Genomic DNA, 26,257 nt, shown 5'->3' with positions numbered 1-26,257 from the left:
GTGCGCATGACGGCCGTATCTGAAGTCTCACACAAACGGGCAACTTTCACCGATTGTCGGGGCGTGCCAATCTCGTATAAAGACTCCAAGGCCATTGACGGATTGGAACGCGCGATTGAGATGTCGTTGTCTTTTCGGGGCGACGCGATTGCGGAAATCGACGCGGTTCTGGCCGAGCATCCTGAATTTATCATGGGTTGGCTTTTTAAGGCCGGTTGGCTGACCCAATCCATGGAAACTCGCATCTACAGCGAGATGGTCGCGGCTTTGGACGAGGCGGGCAAGCGCCTCAAATCCGCCAATGATCGCGAGATTGGCCATTACGAGGCGGTCAAAGCCTGGGTAAATGGTGATTTCTACGGTGCGGTGCAGAAATGGGAGGCCGTGCTGGTAAAATACCCCATGGACCTCTTGGCAATGGAGTTGGTTCACTACACCGACGTTCTTCTAGGAGACGTCGCTGGGCAGCGCGACGTGGTCGCCCGCGCCTCCACGCTCTGGGAAGAAAGTATACCCGGATACGAATTCGTGCTGGGTTTCTATGCTTTTGGCCTCGAAGAGAACCGTGACTTTTCCCACGCCGAACAATTGGCGCGTCAGGCTTTGGCCATTCGCCCTGATCACCCCTACGCCGTGCATGCTGTCGCCCACGTTATGGAAATGCGTGGCCGCCAGATGGGCGGCGTGCGGTTCATGCAAGAACGCGCAGGTGAATGGGGCACGTCCAATTTCGCCAATCACCTTTGGTGGCACACCGCACTCTACCACCTTGATATCGAGCAATACGACAAGGTGTACGAAATTTTCGATGCGCATTTGGACTCGCGCCAGAAGGACGGCAATAAATATGAGGAACTGGACGCTTCAGCCTTGCTGTGGCGCATCAACCTTGTTGGCCAAGAGTCTGGCGACCGATGGAAACACCTCGCGGACAAGTGGGAGCCCGCCGCGCAGGACACGCTTTATGCGTTTAACGATGTCCACGCGATGATGACCTTTGTGTCAGATAACAGGGTCGAGGCACAAGACAAGCTATTGACGGCCAATGAGCGATATCTAGAAAACGCGTCTGATGCCAACGTCGCCATGAGCCGTGAGATTGGTATGCCTTTCTGCCTGGCCATGCGCGATTTCAAGAATGAGAAATATGGTGATTGCGTGGATCGGCTTTTGCCCGTCCGCTACCTGACCCACCGGCTTGGCGGATCCTTTGCTCAGCGTGACATCATCGGTTGGACATTGTTGGAGGCCGCCTTACGTGCGCGTCGGTTTGATCTTGCACTGGCCTTGGCCAACGAGCGCACCGCACTCAAACCAACCTCGGCGCAGAACTGGCGGGCCGTAGCGCGGGCGTTCAAAGGGTTGGGCGACACTTCCAATGCTGATCGGGCGATAGCCAAGGCGCAATCCCTAATCCTTGCGTGATCGGGCCAGACCCTTTCGGTTTACATATGAAAAGGCCTTTAAGCGCCCCGACCGGTGACGCTGTGCCGCCATTGTGAAGTGAACTTACTTACCTATTGGGTGGTCAGGTTCGTACTTGAAAAACTGAGAGCCAACATTAAAAGCGAAACGGCACCCAACCACGCTGCAATTACACGGAAAGAAATTCCAACCCACGGCCGTGTAAAGTGCTTCCCGACCAAAAAGCAAATACCCACAAGATACAGCAAACCTAAGTTGGCACCGATCATCGAACCGGACATCGTGAACACCCTGTCTTGGGATGGGCCATCGTCCGGCACCGAAGCATCACCGATCAAAAATGCACCCAGCCCGATCACTAAGGTTGCAAGAAGCGTAGGTTTTCCGGGAAAAAGTGCAGCCGTTGAACAAGCCAAAAAGGCCATTGCAAACATCATTGAATCGATTTCAGCAAAGCCAATCGCGAAAATGAGGCCAGCTAGGCTGGTGACAAAAAAGCTTACAAGAAGAAATCTCGCATGTGCTGGTTTGAACCCGCCAGCAAGCAAACGCAGGCCAATCATCAGCAGGGCTTGCGGTGGCGTTGAAAAGGGGTGGATTATTCCAACGTAAAACCCCTCGATACCCGGCAGGGAACTATGTGCCGACGCCGGATCGGCCACCAACACCAATGGGACAGATGCAAGGGGTTTGGGGTCGTTCATCCTCAGGCGACACCCGTGAGAAACGCAATCCCGGCAAAAGCAATCAGACCACCCGCGCCGCAAAACCACCACCATACCCATCGCCGGAGTGGGCGTACGCGGCAAATGTAGTAAGAAAGTATACCAAAGAAATAGCAAGAAGGCTGTGCACGATACGAGTAGGGAAAACAATTACCCCTTTGAAAAGCGGCCCTTCATTATTGGTAAGCTACGTATTCGAATGATTAAACGTGAGATGATCCAAGCGTTGTCTAAGCGTATGCCGCCCCGCGCAGTTAGGCACTACTATGCCTCCCCCTCTGTTCTGACAATACTGGTGCTGGGATTGGCAGACACATCCTCAAGCATCGCAAGGACTTCAGATTTCCAGCCCGCTTTGATGTTCAGGGCCAACTGTGAAGGAGGGCGGTGTACTGGCTCTAATATCGCGTATTCATACCTAAGTGGGCTTTCGATGGGCAGAAACACGACCTTTCCGCCAGACAGCTGCAATTCCCGTTCGGTTGCAACGGTTAGAGGATCCACGATTGTGCAACACTGCCCCGAACTTACGAAGGGGATCAGGGGTAAAAAGTACTGACAGGTCACCGTCGAGTTATACTGAGCAGAGGCCCCTTGGAACTGTGCCCTTATTTTGCGCTGAAACGGGTGCGTCTCATGAAGACCACCCATTGGAACCCCGTCGAGATCGGAGACCGAGATGCGATCACGTACGGCAAGCGGGTTTTCTCGGTCAATGGCACAGAAACAATCCGCCATAATCAATTCGACGGAATACTGCGGCCCTTTACCGTTGGAATGTTCGAAATCCGCAAAGCCAAAATCGATATTCTGTGTTCCCGCAAGCTCGATAATTTGCGGTGAGCTGCGCGTTGACAAAGTGATTTTAATGTCAGGGTTTTCACCAACTGACTGGCTAATAAACCGCGGAAACAAAAAGGCAGAAGGACCGGGCATGGTTGCAATATTCAGGCTGCCTGAATGCCCTTTAATAAGCCCCTCCATTGTGTTGGAGATCGCAGCTAGACGGTCCAAGATACCAGTCGTCTCAGCAAGCAAATAATGCGCTTCGGGGACCGGCACCAACCGCCGCCCTTTACGCTCAAACAATGTCAAACCCAGAGTTTTTTCCAGGTTCTTCAGTGCCAAGCTGATCGCTGGTTGGGTGCGGTTCAGCTTTCTGGCCGTCTGAGCGATGGAGCCTGTTTCCATAACTTCGCGAAAGACTGTGAGCTGTGTCAGGTTCATAACTCATATATAAGCTAAACTTTAGTTTTGTGAAATATAACAAATTTGTATTAATGAAATTTGTCTTTACGCTCTCAGGATCGAGGTTCGGGAAAACCGAATCCCACGATCCAACAACGGAGACGACTATGAAACTAGTGAAATGTCTGACGGGTCTGGCTTTGGCTGGTGCGCTGGCCGCACCGGCGCTGGCGCAGGATCCGACCTTTTTCCGCATCGGCACCGGTGGAGCTGGTGGAACCTATTTCCCCATCGGTGGCACCATTGCGAACGGTATCTCGGCCCCTCCGGGCTCGCGTCCTTGCGAAGAGGGTGGCCAATGCGGCGTACCAGGACTCATCGCGATTGCACAATCGACAACTGCGTCTGTCTTTAACAATGCTGCCGTACAGAATGGCGAGCTTGAGGCCGGTCTTGCCGCAGCCGACGTGACCCGCTCGATGTATCTTGGCGAAGGCAAATTTGAAGGCAAACCCCACCCCAACCTGCGCATCGTCGCAAACCTGTTCCCCGAAGACCTGCATCTGGTGCTTCCAGCCGGTGAGACGATCAACGATCTGAGCGATCTGGAAGGAAAACGCGTTGGTATTGCGCAGGCCGGTTCTGGTACGCAGGTTGCAGTTTTGCAGATGTTGGACGCCTGGGGCGTCAACCGCGACAACATGGAAGAAGCCGAGCTGAACAACAGCCAAAGCGCCGAGCGTCTGGCAGATGGTCAGTTGGACGCCTATTTCTACGCTGCAGGTTGGCCTGTTGCCGCGATGGTGCAGTTGTCTTCGACCAAAGGCATGAACCTGTATTCCTTCAGCGACGAAGATCTGGCGAAGATCAACGAGATCATCCCAGCCTATATCCCGTCCGCCATCCCTGGCGGCGTTTATGAAGGAATCGACGCAGAAACCAAGACCCCTGCGGTCAGCGCGATGCTTGTGGTGTCCTCTGAGTTGTCGGAAGACCTAGTTTATCAGTTGACCAAAGCTTTGTGGAACGACAACACCCGCAAACTGCTGGACAATGGCCATGCAAAAGGCAAGCAGATCACGCCTGACACGGCGCTGGACGGTGTCGAAGCCTTGGGTGTTCCGCTGCATCCGGGTGCCGAGAAATTCTATAAAGAAGCCGGTCTGCTTCAGTAAACGAACCCAATTGAAACCTGTCGCTGGTGCCCCTTATGCGGGGCACCGCACTCTGGAAATTTGCGAAATCGGGGGGCCATCATGTCCGAGACCCAGAAACTTGATGACCACGAACTGACGGCCGAGGAACTGGCGGCCATCGAAGAACAGTTCGATGAAGGTGCTGCCGTCCGGCAAGTCACGCCCACCACAGGCAAGGTGCTGCGCGTTGTCGCCCTGATCTTTGCGTTTTATGAATTTTTTACTGCCGGATTTGGCCTGCCCGCCGACCATTGGCATATGGGTATCTATTTGGCGCTGCTGTTCATTCTTGTCTACGCCACGATCCCGATTGTCGGGGCCAAGAGCCTATATGCCCTTAAGGTCAGCCGGTTCCGCATTGGGAATATCCCCCTCTATGACCTGGTTTTCATGGCGCTTGGCATCACGGCCGCGTTGTATGTTGGTCTTGCCTGGCGCGGCATCCCGTTTCTGGGAATCGAGGAACAGACCTTCCGAATGGGCAATCCCAACGGATATGATGTGTTTCTTGGCGTCATCATCATCCTGCTGGTGCTGGATATAGCCCGCCGCACGTTAGGGTGGGTGCTTCCGCTGATCATCTGTGTCTTTATCTCATACGCCCTGCTGGGGCCGTACTTCCCCGGGTTGTTGCAACATCCCGGCGTGAACTTCAAAACCTTCGTTTCGTCGATGTACTTCCCGCAAGAGGGTATCTACGGGGTCACTCTGTGGGTTGTTTCAACCATCGTCTTTCATTTTGTCCTGTTTGGCGTCATCGCCCAGCGCACCGGATTGGGACAATTGTTCATCGACAACGCTACAATTTTGGCGGGCCGCTATACAGGCGGTCCGGCAAAAGTGTCGGTGGTGTCCTCGGCCTTCTTCGGCACGATCTCGGGGTCTTCGGTGGCCAACACCGTATCAACCGGCGCGCTGACAATTCCCAACATGAAGCGCCTAGGATACCCCGGCCACTTTGCCGGGGGTGTCGAGGCCGCGTCTTCGGCTGGTGGACAAATCACCCCACCGATCATGGGGGCCGCCGCCTTCATCATGGCCGAATTTCTTGAAGTTCCTTATACCACAATCGTCATCGCGGCGATCTTCCCGGCCATCCTCCACTACGTAGGCGTCTTTGCCGTGGTGCATCTGATGGCACGCAAACTGAACCTACAGGGCCTTGCCAAGGAACAACTGCCGCAACTCAAAGCCGTCTGGGCCGAAGGTTGGGCCAATATCGTGCCTCTGATTGGACTGCTTGTCGTATTGTTCACTGGCTACACGCCGTTCATGTCAGCTTTCTGCGGAATCTCACTTGCGGTCATCGCAGGCATGTCGCGGCTCAGGCAACCTCCAACCTTGATTTACGCGGCAGCCTTTTTGGCCTTTGTGCTTTGGAAATTCTCGGACGGCGGATTCGACCTGAACATGACCCTGATCTTATGTGGGCTTTCAGCAGTCGCAACGTTGAACCCCCAGAAACGCATCGAAGTACCTGAAATGCTGCAAGCGGTCGAACTGGGCGTAAAATACTCACTGGCCGTGGGTGCTGCGGCGGCCGCGGTTGGCATTGTTGTCGGTGTGATCAACACCACCGGCATCGGCTTCCGCATCGGATTCATGGTGACGCAGGGCGCGGGGAATCTGGCGGCTGATCTTTACAACATGATCTCGTTCGGCAGCTTCCAGTTGTTTGCCATGGAAGACCTTCAGCTGTTTATCTCGCTTGTTTTCATAGCCGTGGTGTGCATCCTGATGGGTGCAGGCATTCCCACCACTGCACTATACATCATGCTGGTCTCTGTAGCACAGCCAGCACTGGCGCAGTTGGGCGTTCCACCCATCGCAAGTCATCTGTTCGTGTTGTACTATGGTGTTGTGTCCGAGATCACACCTCCGGTCTGCACCTCAGCCTACGCGGCAGCGGCCATTGCGAACTCCAACCCATTCCGAACCGGTTTGTCCGCCTTTACCCTTGGGCTGGGCAAGGTGATCGCGCCAATGGCTTTTGTCTACGCTCCGGTGCTGTTGTTTGTATCCTCAACCGGTTTTGATCTGTGGGAGTTCACGTACACTGCGGCCAGCTGTATCGCCGGTGTCATCGCCCTGTCCGCAGCTGTGGTCGGTTACTGGCTGAAGTCATTGAACATAGCGTCGCGTATTTTGATGGCGATCGCGGGGGTGATCTTCGTCGCGCCAAGCCTGACAGCGGACCTGATCGCGTTGGCAGTGGCCTCGCCAGTCATCATCACCCAATTGATCGCGCGCAATCGCACCCATTCTCCGGCCTGACAGGATGACACAACAAGTTACCATCATAGGCGCTGGCATCGTCGGAATTTGTTGCGCGCTGTCGTTGCAAGAGCGGGGCATACCGGTCCGTCTTGTAGACCGGGGTGAGCCAGGCCAGGAAACATCATTTGGCAATGCAGGCGTGGTGTCACCCTGGTCGATAATTCCTCAGGCAGTTCCTGGAATTTGGAAGAAACTGCCACAAATGCTGTTGGATCCGAAAAGTGCGCTGTCGGTACGGGCGTCATTCTGGCCGAAGATGATACCTTGGGGGATGCGCTTTCTGGGAAAATCCGGCGAAAAAACCGTTCGTGAAGTCTCGGATGCGATGGAGCTTTTGTGCCGTCCATCCATCGATTTGTACCGTCGGCATCTGCACGGCACCGGGCATGAAGATTTAATTGCCGACAGTTATTACATCCACGCTTTCCGCAATTCTGATCAGGCCAGCCTGGACGAGCTTGGTTATCGGATCCGCCGAGAAAAAGGCGGGGAATTGGAGCGTGTCGACAGCGCCGAGTTGCGGCGCCTGGAACCTGCGCTTTCAAAAGCGTTCAAGGCCGCAATTGTGATCAAAGGCCAGGCGCGCGCGATCTCTCCGGGACGCTTGGGCACTGTGCTTGCAGAAAAAGCGCGCGCGCAAGGGGCCGAATTCGTGCGAACCGAAGTCGCCAAGCTGACACAAGCCGAAGGAGGCAATTGGCAGCTTGATACTTCGCAAGGCAAAATACATGCACATCATGTCGTTCTTGCCGCCGGGGTATGGTCTGCCGACCTGCTGAAGCCATTAGGACTTCCCGTACCACTTGTGGCTGAACGGGGTTACCATGTTGAATTCCCTAACCCCTCTGCGGTGCTGAACAATTCGGTCATGGACGTGGATGCAAAGATCGTCGCAAGCTCGATGCAAGGTGGATTGAGAGTTGCTGGTACAGCCGAGTTCGCAAGCGTCGATGCTCCAGCCAATCCACGAAAAGAAAAGATTCTGACCGAGCAAGCCAAAGCATTGGTGCCGGAGCTTAATACAGGCGAACCGCAGTTTTGGATGGGCCGTCGCCCCTCTTTTCCCGACAGCCTGCCTGCGATTGGGCCGCTGAAGGGCAAAGACGGTTTATTTGCCGCGTTTGGACACTCTCACTACGGCCTGATGATGGCGCCGAAGACTGGGGAACTTGTGGCAGACCTTGTGTCTGATCGCAGCCCAAATATCGATTTGGCCCCATTTTCGCTGGACCGTTTCTAAATCTCCAATTCGAAAGGACCTGAGCACATGCCAATCTACAATGGCGGTCAAAACATTTGCGGGGCTTCGATCGGGGTTTTGTGCCTTGAAAGTTATTTCCCCAAACCCCCAGGACACATCAAGAATCCGTCCAGCCTTCCGTTTCCGGTGCTCTACAAAATGATAAGCGGGATCACCGTCCCTACCCTTCTAAACAACCCAACGCCTGAGTTGCTGGCTCCATTTATTGAGGGCGCAAAACGCCTTGAAGCCGAAGGTGTTCGGGCCATCACCGGAAGCTGCGGTTTTCTGGCGTTGTTCCAAAAAGAACTGGCCGCGGCTGTTTCTGTACCTGTCTTTGCATCCAGTCTTATTCAGGTGCCTCTGGCCTTTCATATGACCGGAGCAAGTGCTCCAGTGGGCGTGCTGACTGCAGACGCTTCAGCGCTGACAGCGAAGCACTTCGAAGGTGTCGGAGCAGCTACCATCCCCGTTGCAGTGCAAGGTTTAGAAGACACCAATGAATTCGCAGAGGTGATCTTACGGAACACGCGGACACGCATGGACACCGACCTGATCGAGGCCGAAGTTCTGGAAGCTGCGCGAAAGCTCATACAACGTGCACCTGATATTCGGTCGCTGGTTTTGGAATGTACCGATTTGCCGCCATATGCCGCGCTCCTTCAGGAAGAGCTGCGTCTTCCAGTCTTCGATTTGACGACATTGGCACAGATGGCGCATACCGTTGCCACGCGCAAAACTTATGGAGGCCTCATGCCTTGGGCGTAAAAGCGCCTGCAGTATCATGAGGGACAACGGGGAAATCAGTGTCCGTTGACTATTCTATCTTGATGGTCGCCATAGGCCTTGGTGCTATGATGCAGGTCGGTGTCGGCATCGGATTTAGCATCATTGCCGGGCCACCGATGATGATCCTTCTTGGAACGGCAACAGCAGTTCCGATACTGCTACTTTTGAACACTGTCGTTTCAGCGGTCGCAACAGACCAACGGGTGCTGAAGAGCGACAAACAGACAATTCGCACGGCAATCATTGGTTGCCTCGTCGGAGTGGTGTCAGGCCTCTCGATCTACCCCTGGCTAAGCGAAGCGTTTGTCCTTGTTCTGACGGCCAGCCTTTTGCTGATTGGGCTTCTTACGACTTTGCTGCCCGTTCGTTGCTCAATTGGTACAGCAGGATTTTCAACCGTTTCCGGTTTGTCAGGGGTGGCAACCGTTTGGGCGGCGACGCCCGGCCCGCTAATGGTTTTCGGATTGATTGCGAAAGGCCATTCCGCCAAAGAGGTTGCAAAACTGGTGCAACCCATTGCGCTGGTGGCGTACGGTATCGCTTTTGTTTTACACTGCCTGACAGAGACTCAGATGCTCAGTTTTGGCCCGCAACTTTGGGGTTTTATCGCGCTCACACTGACAGGCAGCCTGCTTGGTCGCACTGTAGGCCCCCACTTACCGCAGACACTGGTCACGACTGCCATCCGCGTGATTTCCTTTATCGCCTGCGGTGTTCTTTTTCATCGCGCATTGACGATCGCGTAACTTCGAAGGTCAAACCATGATGCAAAAAAACATTCTGGACAGGTTCCCTAGAGCCCAACTCATGTCTGGCCCTACACCCTTGGAGCGGTTGGACAGGCTGTCTTTAGAACTGGGTATAGACCTATGGTTGAAACGTGATGATCTGACAGGTCTTGGATTTGGCGGAAATAAAACGCGGCAACTTGAATTCTACTTTGGCGATGCTGTTCGACAAGGCGCCGACACTATTCTGATCACTGGCGCTGTTCAGTCTAACTTTGTTCGATCTGCGGCAGCTGCGGCTGCCAAATTGGGCATGCAATCCGTGCTGCAGCTGGAAGAGCGTGTACCAGATATGGGTAAGGAGTATTACAGGTCCGGGAATGTGTTGCTTGCAAAGATTTTAGGTGCGGAACACTTGAGCTTTCCCGAGGGCGAAAACGAAGTTGGTGCCGACGCTGCGTTACACGCGCGGGCCGAAGAACTGAGAGTGCAAGGACGCAAACCCTATGTCATTCATCTGGGTTTACAACATCCACCTTTAGGTGCCTTGGGCTACGTCGCTGCCGGACAAGAATTGTGCCAGCAGATGTCGAATGTTGACGCGGTCGTCGTCCCTTCAGGTAGCGGCGCAACACACGCTGGTATATTGGCAGGCCTCGCGCTGGAAAAGAATGCCTGTTCTGTGTTTGGGGTTTGCGTTCGCCGAAATCAACACAAGCAAAAAACCCGAATGAACACTGTCCTGCAGAAACTAGCGGATTTGCTGGAAATCGACGCTGGGCCCTTGCAAGACAAGGTCACCGTTCTGGACGAGGTGTTATCCCCTGGCTACGGCAGACTAAGCGAAGTGACCCGTGCAGCCTTGGAAAAGATGGCGCGCACCGAAGGAATATTCCTTGACCCCGTTTATTCCGCAAAAACATTTGCGGGGTTATTGCACCTGCTGAGTAAAGGAGACATTCAGCCCAGGCAAACGGTTGTTTTGCTGCATACAGGGGGACTACCTGCGCTCTTCGGATACCAAAACGAACTGGCAGACAACATGGAATCAAGCCAACCAAATTAGTCTCAATAGCCTGCCGACTTGCGCGGCAGATTTATTGTTGCTGAACGCGATTGACCTCAACGGCCATCTGCTGTTTGGCGTCGACAAGCACTCAACTCAAGCTTCCTCAACTGGAAAGACATAAGAAATGACCATTACTCGGATCGAAACCGCCCAGCGCATGAGCCGGATCGTTAAACACAACGGCGTCGCCTATCTTTGCGGGCAAACCTCGGACGCAGCTACTGTCGCTGAACAAACACGCGACATCTTGGCCAAGATTGAAGACCTGTTGACCAAAGCAGGCAGCGACAAGAGTCGTATTTTGAGATGCGAGATTTGGCTGGCCGACATGGCAGACTTTGCTGAGATGAATGCTGTTTGGGACGCTTGGGTGCCCGAAGGTCACGCTCCTGCCCGCGCCTGCGGAGAGTCCAAACTCGCCCGCAGCGTCTTGAAGGTGGAAATGATTGTGACCGCAGCCTACGACTGAACCGAAACCCAGGGGTGTAGACGAGATCAGCTATACGTTTTGACGGCATGGCAGCATACGTCCCTGGCTATCCAACAAACGTCAAAGCAGCCGCACAGTTTGGCCAATCCAAGAACCGCGGGTCAGTCCGAGTGTGATCTCCAATCCAAACCTTTAGGATGAATGTATTGACGTAAACTCCGGCATGCCCGCCGGTCAGATGGGTTGCCGGTTTTTCAGCACCCAGTCACGAACGGTTTCCGCTTTGGGCGTCAACGACCCGATCTTGGACCAAACCAGATAAAACCCGTTTCCAGTTTTCCAGGCCCATTCGGGACGCCCCGCCAACAAGCCCTTTCTCACGAAAGGATCGACAAGGTGGTGCCGACCGAAGGCAAACCCCTCGCCCGCAATGGCGGCCTGCAACACAAGAGCGTAATCATTCAGTCTCAGCCCGCCACTTGGCGGCATGTCCTTAACACCAAATTCGTGAAACCACTGCTGCCAGGATGGTCGTTCGCGGATCGGTTCCTCCAAGTGAATCAAACGTTGGCTCAGTAACCCCGGTACGTTTTTCAGGTTTACGGCCGCAGCCATCACGCGGGGCGCGGCGACCGGGTATATCACTTCTTCGGCAATTAAAGCGCATTCGCATTCCGGCCAAGATCCATTGCCACGACGGATGGCCAAACTAATCGTCTCAACACTAAGATCGGATTCCCGATCACTCGATTGCAGACGCAAGTCGATTTCAGGGTGATTTTGCTGGAACGAACCAAGGCGCGGCAAAAGCCAGTAATTGTTGAAGGCAGACGATGCGCTGAGGGTGACATGGTCGCTGCTTGCGAATTGTCGGATCGATGCTGCGGATTGTTCCAATTGGGTAAACGCCCGGGTCACATCTGAAAACAAACGGCTTCCAGCATTGGTGAGAGTGATCTTTCGGTGGCTACGCTCAAAGAGCACAACACCCAATGACACCTCCAATTGTTTGATTGTCATGCTCACTGCAGGTTGCTGAACATTTAGTTCCTGCGCGGCATTCGTGAAGGATTCCGTTCTGGCCGCCGCTTCGAAATATACCAGATGACGCGGTGAAGAAAAATGAGACCAGAGGTTTTGCATAAGCTCCACTTATCCAAATCATATATTATTTTAAGCGTCACAAAGGCGGATTCGAAAGCTATTTTCTACGTACTTGCTTAAAGAGGGGTCCAATGGCTCGTAGGTCACGCACATCAAGGGCACGAAACGCCGTGCAAACCGGCGCTGCTCCGTCTCCCTTCATTCGCCGAACACTGCCTCATTACGACGTGTTGGACGAGGATCAGATCGCCCGGCTAGAGGAGCAGGTGGATTGGATATTGCAAGATGTCGGCATCGCCTTTCGCGACGACCCAGAGGCGCTGGAACTTTGGAAGCGCGAAGGTGCAACCGTCAACAAAGACATCGTGCGCGCGCCGTCCGATTGGATACGCAATCTCTGTGCCAAGGCTCCACGCGAATTCACCCAACTGGCGCGAAATCCTGAACGGTCCGTTCAGATTGGCGGGATGAGCCAGGTTTTTGCTCCGATTTACGGCGCGCCCTTTGTACGCGACGTTGAGGGCGGGCGCCGGTATGGCGATCTTGAGTCATTCGAAAAGCTGGTCAAGCTGACCTATATGCATCCAAACCTGCATCATGGCGGTTTTGTCACCTGCGAACCCTGTGACGTTCCGGTCAGCAAACGGCACCTCGATATGCTGTTCGCGCACATGACCCTCAGCGACAAGCCGCATCTTGGCGCCATTACCGAGATGAGCCGCGCACAGGATAGCGTCGAGATGGCCGAGATCGTTTTTGGGGCCGACGTGATGGCAGAAAACTGCGTCATAATGGGTAACGTGAACACGAACTCACCGCTCTTGGTGGACCGGGTGGTAACAGAGTCGGCCCGCGTCTATTCGACCCGCGGTCAGGGTTTGATTGTAGTGCCCTTCATCCTGTCCGGTGCCATGGGGCCGGTCTCGACGGCCGCATCCGTGGCCCAGGCCATGGCCGAGGCGATGATGGTCTGTGCCTACGTGCAATTGCTGCGCCCGGGTGCGCCTTTCGTACTAGGAAATTTCCTTTCATCAATGTCGCTGAAATCCGGTGCACCGACCTTTGGCATGCCCGAACCGGTGATTTCCAACTATGCGATCGGCCAGTTGGCGCGCCGTGCCGGACTACCACTGCGTTGCGGCGGATCGCTGACCGCCTCGAAGATCGAAGATGCGCAGGCCGCCTACGAATCCGCAGATTCTATGCATTCCACAATGCTGGCCGGAGCGAACTTTGTACTGCACTCCGCGGGCTGGCTTGAGGGCGGGCTGTGCACCGGCTTTGAAAAGTTGATCATGGATGCCGATCGACTGGGATCTTACCAGAAGGTGCTGGGTCAGGGTCTGAACACCAGTGACGAAGCCTTGGCCCGCGACGCCTATGACGAGGTTGAAGCCGGAGGTCACTTCCTGGGCTGTGCCCACACCATGCGTAACTATCAAACGGCATTTTATGAGCCGAAACTCAGCGACAGTGAGAATGTCGAAAGCTGGGAAGAAGGTGGCTCGAAAGACATGCGTCATCGCGCTTATGAGCGCTGGAACCAGATGCTAAACGAATACGAACCGCCCGCGATGGATGAGGCCAAAAAAGAAGAGTTGGCCGCCTATGTTGCGCGCCGTAAAGAGGAAATCCCAGATGCATGGTATTAGGCTCAGGACCCGTTGATTTCCGTTTGGCTGCGTGATTCATCGCGTTCAAAACAAGCGGTGAACATATCTGATCTTTTCTGGTTGAGCGACGAGCAAATGGCGCGTCTGGCGCCGTTCTACCCAGAGTCTCATGACAAACCTCGCGTTGATGACAGGCGTGCCTTGAGTGGGATTATCCTCGTCAACCGCAGCGGGTTACGTTCGCGCAATGAACCCAGGAAATATGGACCACACAGTTGAAGGGGACCGCGGCCCCAAGGGGGCCGCGAAAGCCCTGGAAACGCTCTACAATCGTTGGAAGCGGTGGAGTGACAAAGGTATCTTTGCCCGGATTTTGGTTGGCTTGGCTGCCAACCACGGCGAAGAAAAGACGGTCATGATCGATGCTAAACACCTGAAAGTCCATCGCACAGCTTCCAGTCTTGCCGTGAAAAAGAGGCCCTGGACTTCTGATCGGGCGCACCAAGAGCGGCATGAACATAAAGTTGGATGCAGTTTGTGATAGTCAGGGACGCCTTTTGAACCTGTTCTTCACTGCTGGTCAGGTCAGCGACTACATTTGTGCTAGGGCATTTGTCAGCAGTCTGCCAAATGTCGAATAGTTGCAGGTTGATCGCGGCTATGATGCCGATTGGTTCAGAGAAGGGCTAAAAATCCAAGGGATACGCGTGTGTATCCCAGGACGCAAACAGCGCAAAACAACCGTCCGATACGACATGCGCCGCTACAAACGCGCAATCGGATTGAGATCATGTTTGGCAGATTGAATTGAAGGACTGGGGGCGTGTCGCGACGCGGTACGACAGGTGTCTCACAGTCTTCCTCTCAGCCATCACTCTCGCCGGTATGGTCATCTATTGGCTATGAGTTCTGCCCCTAAGTCCGAGAGGCTTCGAACGCCGTCCATGCTTTTTCAAAAGTGTCGAAATCGAACCCTGTTGCGCGGGCGGGTTCAAGGATCAGTTTTTCGGTTTCAAGCAGCTTGATGATCGCCTGCTCTAGATCGTCCACCACTTCGGGTGGGACAACAAGGGCACCATGCCGGTCGGCATGCACAAGGTCTCCATCTTTGATCACAAGGCCGTAGATTGTCACCGGTGTGCCAACTTCTTTCACGTGCACGAATCCGTGGCTTGGCCCGACAGACCCGGCAACTACCGGAAATCCATCCGGCAGGTCGCCGAGGTCTCGCATCACGCCGTTGGTCAGGGCGCCGCTGATGCCGAAACCCTTGTGTACGGTCGTATTGATCTCACCCCAATAAGCGCCGATGCAGTTGGGGTAGTCCGTGTCTTCCACAACGGTCACAGATGGGCCACTGCCCGAGGCCATGTGCCGGTAATAGTCCATTCGGCGCGCGCGGATCACGTCGGGGGCCTCGGTCGGCGGATTCACGGCGGCAATCTTAGCGGTGCGGGCATATCCCACCATCGCGCCTGCATCGGGATCAGAGCACAGCATTGTGCCCCGGGTAAAATCATTGAATCCGCGCTTGCCCTGGGCCACTTCGATGGCGTTGCAAACAGTCGGCGTGTCGACCTTTTTCAGCAGGTCCAGCAGGGATTGTTTCATATCAGCTCCAGCCAGCGGGTCAGAGCCGCCGTGGTTTGTTGCGGTTGTTCCAGTGTAGGCAGATGGCCGGCGTTTTCGATAATCTCCAACCGGCTCTGCGGCATCAGATCGTGCATCAACTCATGCCTTGAGACGGGACACAGGGCATCGTCGCGCCCGCACAGAACCAGTGCTGCGCCGGTAAAGTCCCGCAGGGTATTGCTCTGATCGGGGCGATCACGCAGAGCATTGGATTGATTAATGAAAACGCCCGGCCCAAGTCCCATGGCCATATCCATGCACAAATCCAGAATGGCGGCGCGGCGTGGGCCGTCAGTCAGGTAGTTCGGCTTCATCTCTTCGGCCATCACCTTGTGCAGGTTGCCGCGTTCGACGGCATCGATCTGAGGACTGCGCCTCGCCCTGACCTCGTCCATCTCTGCCATCGGGTTGGTGTCCATCAACGCTATACCAGTCACACGATCCGGTGCTTGACGTAGGATTTCCATCGCCACGATGCCGCCCATAGAGAGCCCGGCCATAGCAAATCGTTCAGGCGCATAGGCCAGTACATCGGCGGCCAGCGCTTGTATCGTGTCCTGTCCGCCAATGGGTGCAGACAGGATCGGGTATTTGCCTGACAGCGCGTCAATCTGCGGGGTGAACAACCGCGCATCGCACATCATGCCGGGCAGAAGGATAAGAGGCGTCATTTAACCAATGCAGCCCCTTCAGCAAGCGCACGCAGCTTGGCATAGGCGATATCCGGGTCGACCGCGCCAAAGCCAGCAAAAGTGCCAAAGCCACAATCCGATCCGGCAATCACCCGCTCAGACCCAACAATGTTAGCAAACCGCTCAACACGCTGCGCGATCAGTTCCGGGTGTTCGATAAAGTTGGTCGTGGTGTCGACAACACCGGGCACCAGAACTTTGTCATCGGGAATCTCATCCTTGCTGTCGCGGAACACCGTCCATTCATGCGCATGTCGCGGGTTCGAAGTTTCAAACAGAACATAGCGGGACTTGGTGGACATCAGCGTTGGAAACACCTTGTCCATGCCGATGTCACAGCAATGCGGCCCCTCGTAATTGCCCCAGCAAATATGGACACGCACTTTGTCAGAAGGGACGTTTTGCAGCGCGTGATTCAACGCCTCAACATGCATGTCGGCGATTTTCACGAATTCATTGTCAGAAAGATCATTGAACAGCATATGACGAGACAGCGCGAGGTCAGGACAATCGAGTTGCAAATCCAAACCCGCACCAACGATGGTCTCATATTCTTCCTTCATCGCGTCGGCCAGCGCGACCAGATAAGTCTCACGCGTTGGGTAGTAATCATTCTGCAAAAACAGGGAAATCACCCCAGGGCTGGCGGCATTCATAAAACCGCGCTCAACCCCGTGTTCCGCCATCGCGGCCTTGAGATTATCTATGTCCTTCTGCAATTCGCCCTGCCCCTTCGAGCGCACCTCACCTACGCACATGGGCCGCGCATATTGCGGCGTTCCGCCGTCATCTGCCAAACGCTGCAGAAAACCCGGAAACATCTTGAGGTCCGCCGGCGCGTTGCGTGGGCTGTCACCGGAAAAGCCGGTATAGCGGTCCTTTACATAAGTGGCATATGAGATCTTTGAGGTCTCGCCGTCTGAAACGATATCAATTCCGGCATCGGCCTGTTTGCGCACCGTCTCAGACACTGCGGCGGTCATACAGGCATCGAATGCGGCTTGATCGAACGGTTCCTCTCGCTCGCGTGCGAAGATGAAGTCAACAACCTCCTGACTGCGCGGCAGGCTTCCCACATGGGTGGTTGAAATGCGGGTCATGTATTCATCTCCCTTCAAATCTTGTTCCTGCGCCGGGCCGGAAACCGGGCGCAGGATGTGCTGAGCATGTCCCGATTGATTTCGGGAGACGCAATTTTGGCGTTATGCCCCTGTCCAGGTTGCGCCAGCCGGATCGTCGGTGGCAGTGATACGGTACAGACCCGCTTCGCCGGTCATCGACGGCTCGGCGCTGTAGCTTTCACCGGGCAGAACCAGCGCGGTATCACCGTTGGACAGGGTGGTTTCGACCTCATTGATTTTGATGCGCCAATGACCGCTGGCCGGCATCAGAACCACAGGTTTTTTCGCTATGACCTGTTTACAAACGGCGGAACCGCGTGTCAGGAAATCCACCTCAAAGCCGGGCTTGTCCTTGATCAGACCATTTTCGCCAATCACGACCGCCGGCTTGTCCGCCGCCAACGCCATCAGGTCCCAGTACCGGGCGACATATTTGCCGATCACCGCATCAACGGGAACCTCGGGGTACGCTTTCATCTCTTCCTCGGTTAACAAGGGCATGGGCTGCACGTTGTGCGGCAATTCCTCGCCCTTTTTGCTGTCATAGAGCACCCCGTTATTGCCTAGAACCAAGCCATGGGCCTGCGCGTCCTGAATAACTTGCGGAGCCCAGGTCACACCGCCACCTGCGTCATCGCCGCCCAGCATCGACATGATCATGCCATAGTCCTGGCCGACATTCTCGAACCCACGGAAGATGCCTGTCGGGATGTTGAAGATATCGCCTTCCTCGGCGATAAACTCTCCTGCGGTCCCGTATCGACCCCAGAAGAACCGCCAGCGGCCTTTCGCAACAAAGAAGACCTCGGCTGTGGTGTGGCTGTGCAGCGAGTTGCGGCATTTCGGAGGTTGTCCCGCTGCTCCGATGTTGAACCCGATCTTGTCGGTGATGTGGACGTGCTGATCGGGGCTTTCGCTGACGCCGCCGCCGATGATGGTAAAATTCTCTTTCTGGTCCGAGCCTGGCGTGTGCGCATCGATGAACGCGGTCTTACAAGGTTTCAGCTCGCCATAACGGACGATGCGGCTTTGAATTGTACTCATATCTTTTTTCCTTTTGATTTGCGTTTGATCGGATCAAACCAAACCTCCCGGCGGGCGATTGTTCAGCCGCCGGGCGCGCAGGCTGGCGCGATGGGCGTGGAACCGCCGTAACGCCTGCCCGGTATCCAGATTTGAGATACGGTGCGGCATTCTAGAGATCGCCGGTTTTCAGCAGAATCTGTTTCCAGATCGAGGTTTCGTCAAACAGGGTGTATTCCTTGCGCAAACCCCAGGGACCGAATTCGGCCTGGCTGATACCCAGCACAAAAACCTCGGCCCCTGTCGGCACACCAAAGACGCCCCAACCGTCATGCTTGCCGTGCAGCGTCCAACGGATCGCGGCACGCGGGGGCATCATCGGATCGTCGCGGCCAATCTGGTGCTGAACTTTGAATTCTGCGTTCGGGAAAGAGGCGCGCAGGCCCATCCAGAACCGATCCACTGGCCCCCAACTATGCCCCGTGGTACCGCCGGGATATTCCGAAAGGACCGCGCGATCATACTCTGCCTGGATTACACCCATATCGGCATTCATGATCCGGGTCAGGATCTCAGAGTATTTCTGGCCCCACTCATTATCGTTGCCATGGCCTTTATAAGGACCGGGCTGATCGTTTGCGGGCGTGTAGGGCTGAACACAGGCGTCGGGTCCGCCTTCGCGTGCGATCAGGTCGCGGGCATATTCCTTGGGATCCCAACCCATCTGCTGGACGATCGCGCTCTGGTCGCGGATCAGCCATTCGTCGTTGATCTGGTTGTTGATAGCGTGGCAGTCGGCGAGAATGCGATAAACCAGCTTTTTAGCGGTTGCATTGCCATAAACGCCGTCGCCCAAATGTGTTGCCGTGGACAGCAGCCGGTGCGACGACAGCATGCCCTCTTCCGGTGTGCCCGACCAGATCACATCCTCGCCGAGCAATGTACGATCCGGAAACTCGGCAAGAGTCGCCATCGTGGCGGCGATAACCCCTTGATTGCCAACCACAACCGAAGCGGGCGAACGCACCACAATGTCCGGCGCATAATAGTGGTGCAAAGTGGCAATGCCGCGATCTTCCCAAATCTCTTTGGTGATGCCGATGATATAGTCGGGAAAATCTTTGAATTTGGGATCAAATCCCTTCATGTCTTCCATCCTTCAGGTATGCGGGCAGAGCCGCGAACAATTAGCGGTCCGTCAATCTCTAACCGGCGCGGACCGACGTCCGGGCCTTCGATTTTGCTCAGTAAAATGTCCACGGTTTCGGCAACCATACGGTTGGCGGGTTGCCTCACAGTGGTCAGGTCATAGGTGGGCCATGCAGCCACGGCCACGTCATCATATCCAACGACAGAAACATCATTGGGCACGTGCAGCCCCAACTCAAACCTCAGAGTATCCATTACCGCAATCGCCATATGATCATTGGCGACAAACACGGCGTCAGGCGGATCAGAGGCAAACATCTCGAGGGTCGCCTCGCGCGACTTTTCGCTGGAAAAGTCACCAACCCCGCGCGCGTGCAACGCGACGCCCGCTTTGTTCAACGCAGCTAAAAATCCTGCTTCGCGGTCCCGTTGGGTCGAGGCCCCTTCCCAGCCCGCAATGTACCCGATTTTCTTATGACCGCCTGCCAGAAGAAAATCAGCCACCTTACGGCCTCCGGCAATATTGTCAGACGAAACCGCTGACATCCCCGGATCGTCCTGAGCCCGGTTGAACAGCACCACCGGAATACCGGCTGCCTGACACCGATCAGACAGATCAGACGACAATGCAACCGACGCGGCAATGATCCCATCCACTTGGAAATCAAGGATTTCCTCGACCACCTTGTCGATGTTCTGCGCCGAGTTCGATGCCATAAAGACCAGCACGTGATAGCCACGTTCCTGCAGCGCGTTCGTCAGCTTTTCCAGGGCTTCGGGGTAGAACTGGTTGTTCAGATACGCCACGACCAAACCAATGATCCGGCTTTTTCCAGAAACAACTGCGCGGGCCAGTACGTTGGGTCGGTACCCCAGCTCGTCCGCCGCCTTGCGCACTTTCTCAGCTGTTTTCTTCGACGCGGATGCGCCGGGCGTAAACACCCGGCTGACCGCAGATTGACTGACCCCAGCCAAACGGGCAACGTCCAAGGATGTGATCTTTTGCCCAGGCATCAGTCTGCTGTCCACCCACCGTCAATCATCATCGCAGTCCCGGTCACAAGCGCTGAGGCGTCTGAAGCGAGATAGACCACAGCCCCCATGATGTCTTCGATTTCACCGGGGCGACCCAGTTTGATCTTGTCCAAAATCCAGGCGCGTTTGTCCGGGTCATCGAAGGTCGCGCGCGTCAGGTCCGTCAGGATAAAAGTTGGGCAGATCGTGTTGACCCGGATTTTCGCGGGCCCGAACTCTAACGCCATCGCCTTGGAGAACCCTTCAACGGCGAATTTCGACGCGCAGTAAACGGCGCGTTCGCGGCCGCCGACATGGCCCATCTGACTGGAGATATTGATCAACGAACCGGAGCGGCCAGCATCGAGCAGGCCCTTGGCGACGGCCTGGGTCAGGAAATAGGCACCTTTGACATTGACGCCCATCACGGCATCAAAATCTTCCGGCTGCGTGTCCACGGCCTTGCTATGGCGGGCAAGCCCGGCCGAGTTCAGCAGAATATCAAAGGGCCCGCTCTGCGCCACGGCTTCAGAAGTTGCTGCCACGTCCGACACATCCAGTTCCAGAACCTCTGCCAACCACCCCCGAGCCGACATGTCCTTTGCAATTTGCTGCAGCGCGCCAGTACGGCGCGCCGCCAGAGTGACCTCAGCACCATGTTCCGCCAGCGCCACAGCGCAGGCCATGCCGATGCCGGACGAGGCTCCGGCAACCAGCGCGCGCTTGCCGCGTAGTTTGAAACTGGGTGTGCTGGGGAATTGGGGCATATCAGACCTCGCAGACCGGGAACGCAATTGTGCCCGGAACGCGTGCCTTGTTGAACTCACGCAGGCGGGCAAAGACATCTACGCCCAGTTGGCGGTATGCGTCCAGCAGATCGACCATGACCCAGTTCTCGCGGATCAAACCACCTTCGAGCCGCCAGAAATCAAGGCTACGCATGGTGATCCGCTTGCCAGAGGGTGCAATGCCCATCCAGCCATCGTGGGTGACAGTCTGGATCATGTCGGGCCAGCCGGTCACAGCTGCATAGTCGCCATCGCCAAAGAAGTGATAGGTGATTTCATCAACGAATTTACCGCGGTCGGGCATGCCGTTCAGAAAGGGTATCTGGTGCCAGTTGCGGAAGCCCGAGATGCCGCGCCCGGTTCCGATCCCGGCAGGGCCATACCAGTTCATGCGCGGGTGCCAGAACTTTTCCATCTCCATTACTTCGGGCCCACCCTGACTGGGGTGTTTCTTCAGGTGGTTCAGCATGTCGACGATATGGTTGCACGAGGCCTGTGATGTCGCCTCATCCCACGGTCCGGGCACGATCCCGTCCAGTGTCACCGGGCCGGGAATGCAGAACTCCAATCCCAGTGATGGGGCCATCGGCCAGGCCTTCGCCTGCATCATCACTTCGGGAATGTCCCAGAGCGTCTGGATCTCGACAACCTTGCCATTTTCGAAGCGGTAGAATTCGTGGAACCGCATATGGGTCAGGTGCCCGGTCGGCGGGATGTCCAGCCAGGGGGCAACGAAAGTACCAACGTAGTGGCCACCACAGCCGATCCAATCATTGCCATGTTCCGTGGGTCCACCCATCACGATCCAGTCGCGACGTTCCAGATCTGGCATGGATGTCAGCAGCGGCGCATAGCAGGTATCGTAGAGCTCCTGCGGGCCGGTCAGGTCACCGAACGGATGCGGCATGTGGATGACGGCGTCAGGCGCAACCACAGCGCCCAAAGCGGCCCGAACGCCGGTTTCGTCAAAGTTGTACATGGCTTCGCGCAAGGGCGCGATCAGAGCCTTGTGAGTAGAATGTGTGTCCATTGCGACATCTCGCATTGTGTTATCTGCTTCTCTTTCAAAATCCGTAACACCTGGTCGATCCCGGGCGCATGTTCTGTGGCGGTTACCTGGCGGTCACGAAGACGCCTCGGCGGCCTCGCGATAAGCCGCGCCTTCACCGTAGGGCACGTTAATGCCCCCATAACGGCGAACTCGGATGTTGCATTGCTCGGCATGGCCAACAAAGCCCTCCAGCATACACAGGCGCGAGCCGTATTCGCCGATCATCGCCGCAGCCTCGTCAGTGATGACTTTCTGATAGCTGTGCGTTTTCATGAACTTGCCGACCCAGAGCCCACCTGTATAGCGACCGGCTTTTTTGGTTGGCAGGGTGTGGTTGGTGCCGATCACCTTGTCGCCGTTGGCCACGTTGGTGCGTGGCCCAAGGAACAACGCGCCGTAGCAGGTCATGTTTTCCAGGAACCAATCGTCGCGGTCTGTCATCACCTGAACGTGCTCGGACGCGATGTCATCCGCCAATTGCAGCATTTCCTCATAGGTATCGCAGACGATGATCTCGCCATATTCCTCCCAACTGACTTTGGCTGTGCTGGCGGTGGGTAGGATACCGAGGATACGGTCGATTTCGACGAGTGTTTCCTCAGCCAGCTTGCGCGAGTTGGTGATCAGGACACATGGGCTGTTATAACCATGTTCGGCCTGTCCAAGCAGATCAGTCGCGCAGAGCTCGGCATCGGCTGCGGTTTCATCGGCGATGACCATTGTCTCTGTCGGACCCGCGAAAAGGTCAATGCCGACGCGGCCAAACAACTGGCGCTTGGCTTCGGCCACAAAGGCATTGCCTGGTCCCACCAGCATGTGAACAGGGTCGATGGTCTGGGTCCCTATCGCCATTGCGCCAATCGCCTGAATACCGCCCATGACATAGATTTCATGCGCGCCGCCCAGATACATGGCCGCGATCACCGCCGCGTTTGGTTTACCCTGAAAAGGTGGTGTGCATGCGATAATCCTGGGAACGCCCGCAACTTTCGCCGTTGCCACTGACATATGCGCCGAGGCAACCATCGGGAACTTGCCGCCTGGCACGTAGCAGCCCACGGACTGCACCGGGATATTCTTGTGACCCAGGATCACACCGGGCAGAGTTTCAAGCTCGATATCCAACATCGAGTCGCGTTGCGCCTGAGCGAAGTTAATCACCTGCTTCTGAGCGAACTTGATGTCGGCCAGCTCGCGTTCAGTCAACGACGCGATCAGGTCGTCGATCTGCCGTTGGCTCAGGCGGAAACTCTCAGGCGAGTAGTTGTCGAATTTCTCCGACAACTCGCGCACTGCGATGTCACCGCGGATTTCGATATCTTTCAGCGTCGCCTCGACGACGGTACGGGTCTTGGCATCGTCTTCGGCCCGGTCGGCCTCGGGTTTGCCGCGTTTCAGATATTCGATTGCCATTGTCCTAATCCTCAATTGTCGGGGCGGGGCGGAGTTTTCTCTCCCCGGTCAAATGTTTCCCAGCCTTCACCATTGAACAGATCAACGCCAAGCTGTGCGGCGACATGGGCAAAATCGACGTTCACCCAGTTGTCGACGATTTTGCCGTCAACGACTTTCCAGAAATCCATGTATCGGATTTCGACCCGCTTGCCGGTCGGGGCGATGCCCAGAAATTCGCCCGAATGCGTCGCCTCCTGTCGGCCGAAGGCCGCAGCCCATTCGCCCATGTAAAGCCGGGCCTCGTCGATGCAGGTCTTGTCTGAGAACGCCGCCTGAAACGGGCGTTGCCAGTTTTCCTGAAACTCTTTCAACCCGGTTTTGGTGCCGCAGCCCTGGTTGCCCAGCCAGCGGAACCCTTCCGAAAAGAACTCGCCTATATCGTCGATGCGGTGGTCGTTCAAACCATCGACCATCCCCTCGATCACGGCGCGGGTCTCGTCGGTTTTGCTCATGTCCGTGTCTTTGGTCAGCACGGCCTGTTCGGGGCGGGAGCCCTTCATGTGTCTCTTCCTTTTTAGGTGCGTGAGGAATCTTCTGATGTGAACCGCGCGGTTAGCGCGCCGACAAAAAATCCCTCGGCATCCGGTTGAGCGCTGGGTGACGCGCAACAAAACTATTTCTTGCAGCCGAGCTCATGCCGCTTCCTTCATATCGCTTAGGGCGGCCATACGGGCGAACACGTCCACACCCAGCTGTCGGTAAAGATCAATCATATCGACCATGACCCAACATTCTTGAACCAGATCATTCTCGATGCGCCAGAAATCTAGACTGCATCGCGTGACCCGACGACCCGTCGGGTCAAGCCCGAGGAACCCGTCTCCGGAGTGAGTGGCGGTGCCAGATGGCCAACCGGTGAAGGCCACCAGATTGCGGTCACCGAAAAACACCCCATCTTCTAAATGGCGCGTATTGTCTGACAGTCCCTGCCGAAAGCCTCTAAAGATTCTGTTCCGAATTCCTGCGTGACCGCGTGCTGTGCCCAACCCGGTTGGGCCAAACCAATAGGCATTGTCGCTCCAATACCCACCAAGACCACGACCCGGGGACGTCGCATCGCCTTGCTTCAGGTCATGCAGCATGTCCCAAACGAGGTGTACTGACGCATCAGTCATCGCCTTGTCATTTGGCGCAGTCACCACGCCCTGCCCATCCGCCGGTCCGGGGCACATCCATTCGACACCCAACTGTGGAGCCATGGGCCAAACGCCAGCCTGAAGCATAACTTGAGGAATGTCCCATAGACCTTCCATCTCGACGACTTGCCCGTCTTCGACGCGCAGATATTCGTGGTAGCGCATGAAAACAAGCTGGCCAGTCGCTGGGATACCCAGCCATTTCGCGTGCAACGTGCCAACAAAGTTACCGCCCAAGCCGACCCAGCTACCACCGGCGGAGCCACCCCAACGCGGGCCTGCCATGACAATGAAATCTCGGCGTTCCAGATCGGGCATAGCAACCAGAAGCGGGCGATAAACACGGCTCCACAGTTCCTGAGGGCCTGTTATTTCGTTGAACGGGTAGCCAAGTCGGATCCTCGCGTTAGGCGCGAAAATCCGCAGGATTTCCTGCTGCATCCTTTGCGGATCGCCGGCCCTAAACGCAGCCCGCAATGGCTGTAAGAGGACCTTGTTCTGATCGTGAATCGTCTCCATGATCAGCCCTTTACGGCTCCGGCGGTCAAACCGCTGACGATCTGGCGCTGGAAGAACAGGATCAGGACGAACAGCGGGGCAGTCGCCGAAACCACGGCGGCGACCGCATACATGACCTTGCCTTCAACCTGAGTGGTGCCCATGAAACTGTTGATCGCAGGTATGATGGTTTCATTCTCTTCGCTCAGCAGCATCACCGCGACGGTAAAGTCGTTATAGGCCAGCAGGAAACTGAACAGGCCAGTGGTGATCACGCCGGGCCACATGACCGGGACGATCACGTGCCGGAAGGCCTGGAACCGGGTGCAGCCATCGACCATGGCACTTTCGTCCATGTCTTTCGGGATGTTCTTGAAGAATGAATGCAGCATCCACAGCGTGAAAGGCTGATTGATTGCCACAAGCACAATGATGGTCGTTGGCAGAATGCCCCAGACGTTCCACTCGAAGAACCACAGCAGGTAACCAGAGACCAGCGTGATGTGCGGCATAGCGCGGAACACCAGCGCGGCCATAAGGATCCAGAATGCATAGCGAAAGCCGGAACGGGCCAACGCGTAACCGCCCAATGTTCCGAAGGTTAGCGAGATGACTACTGTGAAAAACACCACGATGCCGGTGTTCTTGAAGTTGAACCAGAAGTCTTCTTCAATCCACGCGCCATAGTAACCCGCACCGGTAAATGCGCTGCCGGTTTGCTCGATCGTGTTAGTGCCGCGCAGTGCATTCATCCAATCGGCCTTGGACAGGAAGTCAGCTTGCACCTTGAAGCTGCCCCAAAAGGTCCAGAAAAAGGGAAACGCAGCAATGATCAGCCAAAGGGCCACAAAGCCAAAAGAGAACAGCTTTAGCGGGGTCATGCGGGATTGTGCTTTGGTCGCCATGTCGTGTCC

General features: G+C 55.8%; 24 protein-coding genes and 1 pseudogene. 10 read left to right on the top strand and 15 right to left on the bottom strand.

All coding sequences use genetic code 11. The annotated features are described in order from the left end of the window. Positions 1-6: 6 nt before the first annotated feature. A complete protein-coding gene (locus GOV89_RS08995; protein ID WP_171176394.1) occupies positions 7-1,425 on the top strand; it encodes a tetratricopeptide repeat protein in 1,419 nt (472 codons plus the stop codon). 92 nt (positions 1,426-1,517) lie between these two features. On the opposite strand, the gene GOV89_RS08990 is transcribed toward GOV89_RS08995, so the two are convergent. Both GOV89_RS08990 and GOV89_RS08985 read right to left on the bottom strand, forming a co-directional pair. Then, the gene (locus GOV89_RS08990; RefSeq protein WP_171238001.1) at positions 1,518-2,096 is read right to left on the bottom strand and encodes a hypothetical protein; all 579 of its coding nucleotides are present in this window, start codon (positions 2,094-2,096) and stop codon (positions 1,518-1,520) included. A 318-nt stretch (positions 2,097-2,414) separates the two neighbouring features. Continuing rightward, positions 2,415-3,377, bottom strand: a complete 963-nt coding sequence (locus GOV89_RS08985; RefSeq protein WP_171176390.1) for a LysR family transcriptional regulator — start codon at positions 3,375-3,377, stop codon at positions 2,415-2,417. Between the two features lie 128 nt (positions 3,378-3,505). Between GOV89_RS08985 and GOV89_RS08980 the strand changes: the two genes are divergently transcribed. The 7 genes from GOV89_RS08980 to GOV89_RS08950 all read left to right on the top strand — a co-directional run bounded on the left by GOV89_RS08980 (position 3,506) and on the right by GOV89_RS08950 (position 11,106). Next, on the top strand, positions 3,506-4,513 hold the full coding sequence (locus tag GOV89_RS08980; RefSeq protein WP_171176388.1) for a TAXI family TRAP transporter solute-binding subunit: 1,008 nt from the start codon (positions 3,506-3,508) through the stop codon (positions 4,511-4,513). Between the two features lie 81 nt (positions 4,514-4,594). Beyond that, positions 4,595-6,808, top strand: a complete 2,214-nt coding sequence (locus GOV89_RS08975) for a TRAP transporter fused permease subunit (protein WP_171176386.1) — start codon at positions 4,595-4,597, stop codon at positions 6,806-6,808. Between the two features lie 4 nt (positions 6,809-6,812). Beyond that, on the top strand, positions 6,813-8,051 hold the full coding sequence (locus tag GOV89_RS08970) for an FAD-binding oxidoreductase (RefSeq protein ID WP_171176383.1): 1,239 nt from the start codon (positions 6,813-6,815) through the stop codon (positions 8,049-8,051). A gap of 27 nt (positions 8,052-8,078) precedes the next feature. Continuing rightward, a complete protein-coding gene (locus tag GOV89_RS08965) occupies positions 8,079-8,819 on the top strand; it encodes an aspartate/glutamate racemase family protein (RefSeq protein ID WP_171238000.1) in 741 nt (246 codons plus the stop codon). Between the two features lie 38 nt (positions 8,820-8,857). Continuing rightward, complete coding sequence (locus tag GOV89_RS08960; protein WP_171176379.1) at positions 8,858-9,586, top strand: hypothetical protein; 729 nt, start codon at positions 8,858-8,860, stop codon at positions 9,584-9,586. A gap of 79 nt (positions 9,587-9,665) precedes the next feature. Continuing rightward, on the top strand, positions 9,666-10,634 hold the full coding sequence (locus tag GOV89_RS08955) for a pyridoxal-phosphate dependent enzyme (protein ID WP_253282839.1): 969 nt from the start codon (positions 9,666-9,668) through the stop codon (positions 10,632-10,634). Between the two features lie 127 nt (positions 10,635-10,761). Continuing rightward, complete coding sequence (locus tag GOV89_RS08950) at positions 10,762-11,106, top strand: RidA family protein (RefSeq protein WP_171176377.1); 345 nt, start codon at positions 10,762-10,764, stop codon at positions 11,104-11,106. A gap of 195 nt (positions 11,107-11,301) precedes the next feature. Here the strand turns inward: GOV89_RS08950 and GOV89_RS08945 are convergent, their stop codons facing one another. Beyond that, a complete protein-coding gene (locus GOV89_RS08945; RefSeq protein WP_171176375.1) occupies positions 11,302-12,210 on the bottom strand; it encodes a LysR substrate-binding domain-containing protein in 909 nt (302 codons plus the stop codon). Positions 12,211-12,302: 92 nt separating this feature from the next. On the opposite strand from GOV89_RS08945, the gene GOV89_RS08940 reads away from it, so the two are divergent. After that, entirely contained in the window at positions 12,303-13,823 is a 1,521-nt protein-coding gene (locus tag GOV89_RS08940; RefSeq protein ID WP_171176373.1) for a trimethylamine methyltransferase family protein, read from the top strand. A gap of 63 nt (positions 13,824-13,886) precedes the next feature. After that, positions 13,887-14,690, top strand: a pseudogene (locus GOV89_RS08935) (IS5 family transposase). A 9-nt stretch (positions 14,691-14,699) separates the two neighbouring features. Here the strand turns inward: GOV89_RS08935 and GOV89_RS08930 are convergent. The 12 genes from GOV89_RS08930 to GOV89_RS08875 all read right to left on the bottom strand — a co-directional run bounded on the left by GOV89_RS08930 (position 14,700) and on the right by GOV89_RS08875 (position 26,248). After that, the gene (locus GOV89_RS08930; protein WP_171176371.1) at positions 14,700-15,395 is read right to left on the bottom strand and encodes an RraA family protein; all 696 of its coding nucleotides are present in this window, start codon (positions 15,393-15,395) and stop codon (positions 14,700-14,702) included. Then, positions 15,392-16,087 carry an alpha/beta fold hydrolase gene (locus tag GOV89_RS08925; RefSeq protein WP_171176369.1) on the bottom strand — a complete coding sequence of 232 codons (696 nt, stop codon included), beginning with the start codon at positions 16,085-16,087 and terminating at the stop codon, positions 15,392-15,394. Before GOV89_RS08925 ends, GOV89_RS08930 begins: the two co-directional genes overlap by 4 nt. Next, entirely contained in the window at positions 16,084-17,208 is a 1,125-nt protein-coding gene (locus tag GOV89_RS08920; RefSeq protein ID WP_171176367.1) for a cobalamin-independent methionine synthase II family protein, read from the bottom strand. Before GOV89_RS08920 ends, GOV89_RS08925 begins: the two co-directional genes overlap by 4 nt. Positions 17,209-17,310: 102 nt before the next feature. Beyond that, positions 17,311-18,273, bottom strand: a complete 963-nt coding sequence (locus GOV89_RS08915; protein ID WP_171176365.1) for a cupin — start codon at positions 18,271-18,273, stop codon at positions 17,311-17,313. 151 nt (positions 18,274-18,424) lie between these two features. Further along, a complete protein-coding gene (locus GOV89_RS08910) occupies positions 18,425-19,399 on the bottom strand; it encodes an ester cyclase (RefSeq protein WP_171176363.1) in 975 nt (324 codons plus the stop codon). Further along, the gene (locus GOV89_RS08905; RefSeq protein ID WP_171237999.1) at positions 19,396-20,415 is read right to left on the bottom strand and encodes a LacI family DNA-binding transcriptional regulator; all 1,020 of its coding nucleotides are present in this window, start codon (positions 20,413-20,415) and stop codon (positions 19,396-19,398) included. The genes GOV89_RS08910 and GOV89_RS08905 overlap by 4 nt, the downstream gene beginning before the upstream one ends. After that, positions 20,415-21,182, bottom strand: coding sequence for an SDR family NAD(P)-dependent oxidoreductase (locus GOV89_RS08900; protein ID WP_171176359.1), 768 nt, complete (start codon positions 21,180-21,182; stop codon positions 20,415-20,417). Before GOV89_RS08900 ends, GOV89_RS08905 begins: the two co-directional genes overlap by 1 nt. Before the next feature lies 1 nt (position 21,183). Continuing rightward, the gene (locus GOV89_RS08895) at positions 21,184-22,248 is read right to left on the bottom strand and encodes an ester cyclase (protein WP_254451509.1); all 1,065 of its coding nucleotides are present in this window, start codon (positions 22,246-22,248) and stop codon (positions 21,184-21,186) included. A 78-nt stretch (positions 22,249-22,326) separates the two neighbouring features. Next, positions 22,327-23,667, bottom strand: a complete 1,341-nt coding sequence (gene hisD / locus GOV89_RS08890; protein WP_171176357.1) for a histidinol dehydrogenase — start codon at positions 23,665-23,667, stop codon at positions 22,327-22,329. 11 nt (positions 23,668-23,678) lie between these two features. After that, positions 23,679-24,209 carry an ester cyclase gene (locus tag GOV89_RS08885; protein WP_171176356.1) on the bottom strand — a complete coding sequence of 177 codons (531 nt, stop codon included), beginning with the start codon at positions 24,207-24,209 and terminating at the stop codon, positions 23,679-23,681. 132 nt (positions 24,210-24,341) lie between these two features. Next, a complete protein-coding gene (locus GOV89_RS08880; protein ID WP_171237998.1) occupies positions 24,342-25,364 on the bottom strand; it encodes an ester cyclase in 1,023 nt (340 codons plus the stop codon). A 2-nt stretch (positions 25,365-25,366) separates the two neighbouring features. After that, complete coding sequence (locus GOV89_RS08875) at positions 25,367-26,248, bottom strand: carbohydrate ABC transporter permease (RefSeq protein ID WP_170575797.1); 882 nt, start codon at positions 26,246-26,248, stop codon at positions 25,367-25,369. Between the last annotated feature and the right edge of the window lie 9 nt (positions 26,249-26,257).

It is taken from the genome of Ruegeria sp. HKCCA5763 (assembly GCF_013034545.1).
GTDB lineage: Bacteria > Pseudomonadota > Alphaproteobacteria > Rhodobacterales > Rhodobacteraceae > Ruegeria.
The sequence above is the reverse complement of the archived record's forward strand: the minus strand, read 5'-3'. Positions and strand labels throughout refer to the sequence as shown.